Source organism: Natrarchaeobius versutus (genome assembly GCF_041205745.1).
GTDB lineage: Archaea > Halobacteriota > Halobacteria > Halobacteriales > Natrialbaceae > Natrarchaeobius > Natrarchaeobius versutus.
In genome coordinates this window covers 1-8,324 of record NZ_JBGFCC010000018.1, presented here as the reverse complement: position 1 = coordinate 8,324, position 8,324 = coordinate 1, and the positions used below count along the sequence as shown (strand labels likewise).

Genomic DNA, 8,324 nt, shown 5'->3' with positions numbered 1-8,324 from the left:
CCGGGCGATCCCATAGCGAGAATAAGGGTTACGCAACCCTTATACGCCGGTTTTACTCAGATCACTAAGTCGCTTCGGCAGAATCCTCCTCAGTCACCACCTCGTTCGGCGGGTGATCTCCGGTGACTTCTCGAAGCCGAACTCGGTACCCGCAGTTCCTCCTCTACCAGTGCCGTCATCTTCTCTGCCGGTCGCAGTGCCTCAACAGGTCTGACGATCTCGCCGCCTGGGGTCGAGTCTGTCAGGATCACCTCGACTTCATCAGCGACGGCGATCTCGTCGAGCGGCTTCACCCGGAACTTCAGCTGATCGCGATCGCCCTCGAGGACGAACCGCTAAACCCAGCTGGTTGGTCTATCTCCCCGGCGGCCGCCTCTTGTGCGGAAAAGGCGCAAGCATCGACCGAAGCGGGGCGAGTGCCGGATGCCGAAAGCCCGGAACTGTCCGTCGACGAAGGAGACGCAACGGAAGCCCGGAACGGAGGAGCAAAAGAGAATCGCCAGCGTCAGCGTCAGCGCGGCGAGTCCGCCGAGCCGTCGCCGACGGTGACGGCGGATCGTCGGGATGGCGCTGAAAGCAAGAGTTCTCCGCGGCGACGTGCTCGTTCCGGCGAGGGAGCGCCGCGAGGGAGTTCTCTTTCAGCTGAAGCGACTCAACAGCTGCGGCTCTCTCAGTTCGGAGGTGGCCGATGAAGGGGATTCACGATTGTTTGTGCTGTGGTTCCCCATTCGACGACTACGGCACGCTTTGTCCCGGCTGTAGGGACGCTGGCTGTTGCCGTTTCGGCGACGACTGTGATGCGGTTGACTTCGTTGACCAATGAGCGGTGCGGACGACCTCGAGGAGACGGATCAATCAGCCGCGGCTTCGGACGGTGATGCAACCGGCGGTGCGGCCCCTTGGCCTTCCCAGAATAATTGTGTAACCCACGGAGACGCCGCGACGACCGGAAGCGGCGTCGACTCTGAACGGAAAGTTACACCGTCTGATGACTACCGACCGAATCCACTCGATCGTGCCGAGGATTTTGCTGAAGAGTATCCACACCTGGCCCATCTTCCGTTGACCGAACAGCATGGCCGCTCACTCCGACGAGAAGTGACAGAGGCCGACTACGAACCGGAATACGTCGAGCCGGAGCGCGAATGGGAGAACGGATTCGTCACGTACCGGCTTCGCGAACGGCGTGCCGCGACGTGGCAAGATGCAGTATTCGCGTTCCTTGATGCCCATGAGCGGTACGAACAGGGTATGAGTGTTCGGTTCTCCGGAACCGACGAAACCGGTGAGGAAATAGAGTTTGAGGTGCCGCTACAGGACAGCTGGGGCGACGAGTACGCGAACAAAGAATACGCTCGCGCGATGGCGATGGAACGCCAGCTGGCTGGCGGCGAACACCCGGACGGAACGGTTGTCGAAGGCGAATGGGACAACCTCGTGACGGTGATGCTCACTAACACGGGTTCGAGCGTTCCTGATGGCGATCGCGTGTCTCCAGTCGACCACTACGATTCGGTTTCGGATGCCTGGAGCTACGGCGCAACCCGTGATACGGTACGCAACATCTGTGAGAACGATCTCGGTCTCGAATCACACGAATGGGGATACCTCCGCTTTGCGGAACCTCACGGAGTCGGTGCGGCGGCTGACCCCGACAAAACACCGGGTCCGAACGCTTGTTACTCTCACAATCACGTTGGAGTGTATCTGGATCTCGATCTCGAAGAGCGATACGGGAGCGACCTCGAGCACGCTGAGTTGGAACTCGAGAAAGCGTTTAGAAAAGCGATTGATAAGCACATCGAGGTCTGCGACCTCGCCACATTCGACGCTCACAATTACACCCACGAAAACCCTGAGGAACGGCCGATTTCAGTGAACTCGGACGTTACGAATATGGGTTCCTATCTGAGCGCCTATGCACAGACGTACGACGATGACGATCTCATCGAACGTCCGATAGAGTACGTAGCGTGGGGGGCGGTGATCTGGTCGATGAACCGCCAGCGGATGGGCCGATCGAAGGTCTTGAACGAAGCCATCGCCGCCGACCAATGTGCCGCAGAGTATCGGGATTCGGATAGTGACCAACAACACGACCATGGAGAACGTCTGAAACGCTCGTCTGGTCGTGGATCCCAGATTGTGTGTGCGTGCTGTGGCAGTGGGTTCGGTATCGATCAGGATTCAGACACGATTTCCGAAATCCGCCTCGAGGCCTCGCCCGATCAGGCCGAGTCCGGTGTCGGCCACGATCGCGGCGACGACGGTCGTGACCTCGAACCAACTACCGACGATCGCGAAGATTGGTACGGAATCGAGAAGCGTCCGGGAACGGCGGCCGCTCGATATGGTGAACCTCTGGTTGACAAAGATTTGCGTGAACAGATTGAACGCTACGTCGACGTACACGGGGACGGTATTTCTCCTCCAGAATTACTCGGTGCACTCGATCTCAACCCCGAACACCTGCCACTTGTGAAACAAGTGGTTTCAGGTGATCCTGACCCACCAATCCGTGATAGCTTTTCGGAACCCGAAGAGTTGGGAACGTGGGAGATAGAGGCGTTTATCGATGAAAATGGAGAAGAACACCGGCCATCTTCGAACGGCGGTGTAGATATGGAACCAACTCATCTACCGGTGACACACATACTGGAGGAAACACGTCTTCAGTACGTTGGTGAAGAATACCATCCGTGTATCCGATGTACAAAATGTAATGTGGCTATGTATAATCCTGAAATGATGGCAGGTCATATTGTTCACACTCACAATATAGAGAAGGCCGAGTATGCGGACCATCTTCTGAAGTTCCATTATCATTCCGGAGGCCTCCCGCCTAAGTTCGATAAGCCAGTTTCACAGCCTCAGGAGGTGGATTAGAAGGTGTATATATAGTATCCGACTCGGGTGGCATTCCCTAATGCAGTATATTGCAATTAACTAGTTGTATGGCAACTAGTGATAGTTCCACAGACGGATTCCAGACGGCTGATGTCCCGGGCGGCGATTACGATGACGATGCAGAATGGCTACCGCTTCCGGAAGAGGGAGAGGTAATTCAGGGAATCATCCTCTCCCTGACTCCGAACAGCGGTGACTACGACCAGCTCCGCGTTCGGTACAAGTCCACCGACGGCGACGACGAAGGTGACATTCGTCTCGTTCACTTCAACCAGACGCTCGAAGACACCGTTCACGAGAACGGGATCTCCGAGGGCTACGAGTTCCGCCTCGAGGGCGTCGACTCGTACTCGTGGACGGACGACGACGGAAACGAGCGCGATGGTACTGATCGCGAGCTACAGTACCGCGCCTGAATTGCGCTGACGAGCAACCACTCAATTCATCCAAATCATACAACATGACTGCAAGCTACCGAAACGCGTCGTTCTCGGAAACGATCATGGACTTGAACATCTGGTCCGCGCTACTGCTTGCGATCTTCACGATCGCGACGTTGATTATGACCGGCCTCGCGATCGAGCTGGTCGAGTTCCTTACGCAGTGGCGGTTCCTCCCCGGGACGATCACGCTGATCTCGCTCATCGGGCTGTTCCTCGCAAGTGGAACACGTGATCCGTACCACTATCACCCGGCCGAGAAATTGTACATCGGTGCAATAGCGGTGTTTAGCGTGGTATTCTCCGCGTTTGACCCGTTTTACGATGTCGTGACCGGATTTTACGATCCGTTAGGAGGGATAATTGTCTTCGGACTGATGACAATTGCCGCAGCTGTCCTCATGAGGTGACTGTATGTTCTGGAAACGGCTCACCTCTGTCATATTTGTACTCCTGTTGGTAACGTCTCTCGGCACTCCAGCAGTTACCGGAACTGCGGCCGCTGATACCGGTGCTGATTGTATGTACGATTCGGTCGACTGGTTCATCTTCACCTGTGAAGACGATCGCAACTATGAGACGATCGACCTCGAGGACGATGCGGCTGGAATGGAAGTGGACATTCACACCGGTTTGACCGGTGTTGGAGCCTCTTCCGAGTCGACGACCACTATCATCGATAACTACGGCGAGGACACCGCGACGATCGCGTCCCTCGAGTCTCGAAACACCATTGCAGAGGCGTACGAGGATAACGTCGATGCCGCTGTTGCGGATACCCAAGCCCAAGCGGCGATCAACGACTACTACGCCCAGAAGCAGATCAACCTGCTGAATGATGCGTCTGTTCACGGCGAACAGATCGCGTACTACGCGAACGCGTCGATAAACCACGAAGAGACGGAGAACGACTTTGTGCACTTTGCTGGAGAGGCCGATGAAATCAGGCCGACCGGGGAGACAGAAGAGGTTGAGGTCACGTTAGCGAACGCAAGTACGCATAACGTGACCGTTCCTCGGGTCTACTTCAATCACGGTAGTCGTTCTTCGGAGCGAGTTACGGTCAACTTCTTCGAAAAGGAGTATGACAACGAGACGGCACAGACCTTTAACCAGCGTTTGCAGGACCCGAGTTCAACCGCTTCCTCAACCTACGACTGGGGACCAAGCGTTCACGTGCTGAACACTGGGTCCCTGGAGTCGGATCAGAAGTACGATTACCGCCCTGTCCGGGAACAGTTCGAGGCGCTCGAAGAGCAGTCGGACCGAGTAGTTGCCAACTACGAGGACGGCACTGCTCAAGACTTCTACGCGGCGATGGACCGCGGCGATTTGGAACCTGAAGACCTTCGCGGCGCTGAGGGCATGGTCCGTTACATGAGCGGCGACGCGAATACAACGGAGCTTGCTCATCAGTACGCCCTTCGGTCCCTACTCGATATGGACCGTAGCGGCCTCGACACAACCGTTGTTGCGCATTTCGAGGGATACACCGAAGAAAAGCGTAACGTCAGTGATGACGGTAGTGTCGAGTACGAGTTGGCTGGATATGTTGATGAGACGTACGAGGGAATGCTGTTCGCGTCGGACACCCCGGAAGATGGCTTCGAGGTCAACGAGACGTACGATGTCGAAGACCTCGATGGGGTTCCGGTGATGACGGTGAGCGATGGCGGAGAGGCTGAGGACATCCGGATGATCGAGGGAGAGTTGACGATCGAAGAGATGTACGACGGAGACGGGAACGAGATCGAACAGGACGATTGGGACCGCCCATCGTACGATACGTTTGATCCTGACGAGTTCATCGAGGCGATCGAGGAAGCCGACCAAGAGCGAACCATCATCATCGAGCAGGCTAACGAAAACAGTAGTGATGGTCTCGACTGGAGTAACATCGGTGGCGCAGAGTGGCCCGAAGTAGATGGAAGCGATCTCGCTACCATCTCGGTAATCGTCATACTGGCGTTGCTCGTGTTGACCGCGCTCGCCGCGATCGTCGTGAAACTTCACCCGGCTAACCTGCTCAAGTGACCATGACCACTTTTCAATTTATTCGTGCGCTGGTAGCCGCTGCACTGATCTTGGCTGTGATCGGGATGCTGTTTTTCCCAGCCGTATCGGCTCAAGAACCGGGTGAACCAGATGTCAAAGACGGTTGCGAAACACTGGACGAGACCGTCTATCTGTGCGATGCTACGCTCGAAGGCGACACCGCTCACTTCGAAATCGTAGCCACCGATGAGACGACCGTCGCACTTGGTGATTCCAGCGTCTTCATCGAAGGAGGACAAGTCGAGGTACAAGAGTTCCCGATCGAGGCCGACACTCGGACGACGATCTCGATCGAGCTAAACGAGTACGACGGGTACTACGGTGCGTTCCTCGCAACCGAAGACGGATACTTCCATCCGGAGGTGTTCGAAGATCGTCGGGCGTTGCTTCCAGGTCAGCCGTCGACATCCGACATTTGGATTTCGGTCGGTACGACCGCTTTCCTGTTCGTCATCGGTGGTCCGATCGCCTACATCGGTGTCCGGAAAATGCGAGGTGAAATTCGCCGTGTCTTCTGATCGTGTCGTTCACGCTGATCCCTCGTCCGAACCACCAGGCGAAAACAAATCGACCGGCGAACTCACTGTCGAGTTCATCAAAAAGACGTGGTGGATCATCGCGATCGCGGCGCTCGCCCTGGTGTCGATCGTCGCCATGCTGATCTACGGTGCGCCGTGGCGATCGATCGGTATTGCAGTGTTGATCCTCTGTCTGCTCGGTCCGTTCGCCGTTACCTACATGTTCGCTTTGGTCTGGTACATCGACCGAGAAACTCGTCGATTCGCCCTTCTTACCGACGAGAATCACGAAGCGATCGGCCTGCTCGACGTAGCCGAATCGTTCTGGCATCAGATCAAGATCGAAGAAGGGTCGCTCGGAACTCGAGATTCGAAGGCTGGCAAGGTCTACCTCGCCTCCGAGTTCAAGTACGAACAAGACGCCGAGATCGATCCCGAAACCGGCGAAGAACAGACGGTAGCCGTCCCGACGCTCCGCGCAACCTGGGAAGGTGGCATGGACAACTACGAGTTCATCGAAGAGCGCGACCGGCATAAGGCGGTGATGAACCGGCTCGTACCGCTCGCGAAAGAGGCAGTGAAAGCCCGCGCAGAGTCCGATATGCGAACGCTCGACAACTCGATCAAACAAATGCACTCGATCATCGCCGGTGCCGAACACGACGAGTTCATCGATCTCGGTGCCGACCCCTGGGACTGGGATACCGAAATCGATCACGATCCGATCGACGACGTAGTGCGAGAGGCCGAAGAAGATGACGAAGGTCCGACTGAACCACTCGGTCGGAAAGAGCAGACTGCCCAGCTACAGGTTGGACGAAGTGTTCCGATCGGTGGAATGGAAAACGGAGGTATTGTGAGCGATGACTGAAGCCGCACTCGCCGCCGCCGAGTTCCGCGAGGTCTCCGAAGGTCGACTCACCGACAACGGCGGCCATACGTACCCGCTCGCTCCGTTCCTCGAGGACGATGCACTTCGTCGGTACGTCCGGTACAAGCGACTCTACCCCCGAATTCGCGAACTCGATCGGGAACACGGCGGCGATATCCCTCGAAAGTTCGAACAGACTGCGTACTGCAAGCGACTCGTCCGAACGCATGGCTCGATCGAGGCCGCGAGAGCTGTCAAGCACGGCTACCTCGAGGAACTGTCGTACTTCACTGGATTAACGAACAAAGAGGTCGCACTGTCGGAAGCGAGAACGCTGGTTCGTCTACTGTCTGAAATGCGCCGTGATGGCTTCATGGGCCTGTTCGTCGGAGACACCGACAACGGGAAGACGAATACCGCGCTCTGGTTCGCACTGTTGTTCCTCCTGGACCAGCTCGCCCTCGAGGTCGACGTTGCCCTCGCGACGAACATCGATACCCTGGAGTGGGCGAATCCACAGCTCCAGGAGCGAACCGAGTTCATCGAGACGAAGAGCGAACTCGAGGCCGTCTGCGAGAGACACGAAAAAGTCGTGACGGTCCTCGACGAGCTGGAGATCGAGGCGAACGCCACGGTGAACAACTACGAAGTCAACGCCGAGTTCGGAAACGTGCTGACGTTCAAGAGCAAGTACGGCCTCGTACTCTTCCCGATCTTCCACCGAACGGACGGCCTCGGTGCCGCGCCACTCTTCCGCGAACACGCCAGCTACTTCCTACGCCAACAGCGTGAGGAAAACGACCTCGAGGCCGACCACTACCACGTTCGGTTCTTCGAGGATCACGATCCAGACGACGGGTTCAGCAACGAGATCTACGATCTTCCTGTGCCTACGATTCAGCCAGATGGAGACTACGATCCTGACGAACCTGCGAGCTTCGATATCTCCAGCTGAATAATTTTCCCTCTCCTCCCACATGCCCACCCGATCCCCCTTACGGGGGTGAGGGTGTATATCTATAAGCAAACGCGCTAGATGAATAACCGATACTATAATTGTCTTTGACTAACGAAATAATCATTATGTCATACCTTCCCCTTCAAGAGGTAATATTAGAAGATTATAGGAGCATAAATCAAGGCAAAATAAGTCTGTCTGACACCTCCATTCTAATTGGAAAGAACAATTCTGGAAAATCAAATGTCATTAAATCTTTAAGTTCCCTGAAAGATGTTGGCGGATATAAAAATAAGGGTAAAATCACCGATGAATGGTTTGCTAGAAATGTAAGAGGAAAAGACAGAAGCAATGAAATTTCAATAGAAACCATCTATGATCTTCCTGAGGAGGAAAGGAACAGTATTGAGGCTCCTCGAAGGTCTTCTCGTAAATATCCAAACATACACAAATTATATGATAATGGGGACTGTTTCAATAAAGTCAAATATAGGGTCAAAATTCTAAATTCAGGAACGACCCGAAAGGCCGTAGAAAAATCTTATTTTACAGATATAGATTCCGATTGGGTACCG

At 55.3% G+C, this 8,324-nt stretch carries 8 protein-coding genes; all 8 read left to right on the top strand.

Annotation, left to right across the window (positions count from 1 at the left end; translation table 11 throughout):
• Nucleotides 1-819: 819 nt before the first annotated feature.
• Entirely contained in the window at nt 820-2,886 is a 2,067-nt protein-coding gene (locus tag AB7C87_RS24105) for a hypothetical protein (RefSeq protein ID WP_369732090.1), read from the top strand.
• 68 nt (nt 2,887-2,954) lie between these two features.
• A complete protein-coding gene (locus AB7C87_RS24100; protein WP_369732089.1) occupies nt 2,955-3,323 on the top strand; it encodes a hypothetical protein in 369 nt (122 codons plus the stop codon).
• A 44-nt stretch (nt 3,324-3,367) separates the two neighbouring features.
• Nucleotides 3,368-3,757: a DUF8023 family protein gene (locus tag AB7C87_RS24095; RefSeq protein ID WP_369732088.1), complete on the top strand. Its 390-nt coding sequence runs from the start codon at nt 3,368-3,370 to the stop codon at nt 3,755-3,757.
• 4 nt (nt 3,758-3,761) lie between these two features.
• The gene (locus tag AB7C87_RS24090; protein WP_369732087.1) at nt 3,762-5,381 is read left to right on the top strand and encodes an Env/VP5 family phage fusion protein; all 1,620 of its coding nucleotides are present in this window, start codon (nt 3,762-3,764) and stop codon (nt 5,379-5,381) included.
• Between the two features lie 56 nt (nt 5,382-5,437).
• A complete protein-coding gene (locus tag AB7C87_RS24085) occupies nt 5,438-5,920 on the top strand; it encodes a DUF8063 family protein (RefSeq protein WP_502260718.1) in 483 nt (160 codons plus the stop codon).
• Nucleotides 5,910-6,791 (top strand): hypothetical protein, encoded by an 882-nt coding sequence (locus AB7C87_RS24080; RefSeq protein ID WP_369732085.1) that lies wholly within the window; start codon nt 5,910-5,912, stop codon nt 6,789-6,791. The genes AB7C87_RS24085 and AB7C87_RS24080 overlap by 11 nt, the downstream gene beginning before the upstream one ends.
• The gene (locus tag AB7C87_RS24075) at nt 6,784-7,746 is read left to right on the top strand and encodes a hypothetical protein (RefSeq protein WP_369732084.1); all 963 of its coding nucleotides are present in this window, start codon (nt 6,784-6,786) and stop codon (nt 7,744-7,746) included. Before AB7C87_RS24080 ends, AB7C87_RS24075 begins: the two co-directional genes overlap by 8 nt.
• Before the next feature lie 128 nt (nt 7,747-7,874).
• A partial coding sequence (locus tag AB7C87_RS24070; protein WP_369732083.1) for an AAA family ATPase occupies nt 7,875-8,324 on the top strand: 450 nt, incomplete at its 3' end.

What these genes read in the sequence shown, in the direction of transcription:
- AB7C87_RS24075 (WP_369732084.1), top strand. Translation starts at nt 6,784, where the DNA reads ATGACTGAAGCCGCACTCGCCGCCGCCGAGTTCCGCGAGGTCTCCGAA.
- AB7C87_RS24090 (WP_369732087.1), top strand. Translation starts at nt 3,762, where the DNA reads ATGTTCTGGAAACGGCTCACCTCTGTCATATTTGTACTCCTGTTGGTA.
- AB7C87_RS24100 (WP_369732089.1), top strand. Translation starts at nt 2,955, where the DNA reads ATGGCAACTAGTGATAGTTCCACAGACGGATTCCAGACGGCTGATGTC.
- AB7C87_RS24095 (WP_369732088.1), top strand. Translation starts at nt 3,368, where the DNA reads ATGACTGCAAGCTACCGAAACGCGTCGTTCTCGGAAACGATCATGGAC.
- AB7C87_RS24105 (WP_369732090.1), top strand. Translation starts at nt 820, where the DNA reads ATGAGCGGTGCGGACGACCTCGAGGAGACGGATCAATCAGCCGCGGCT.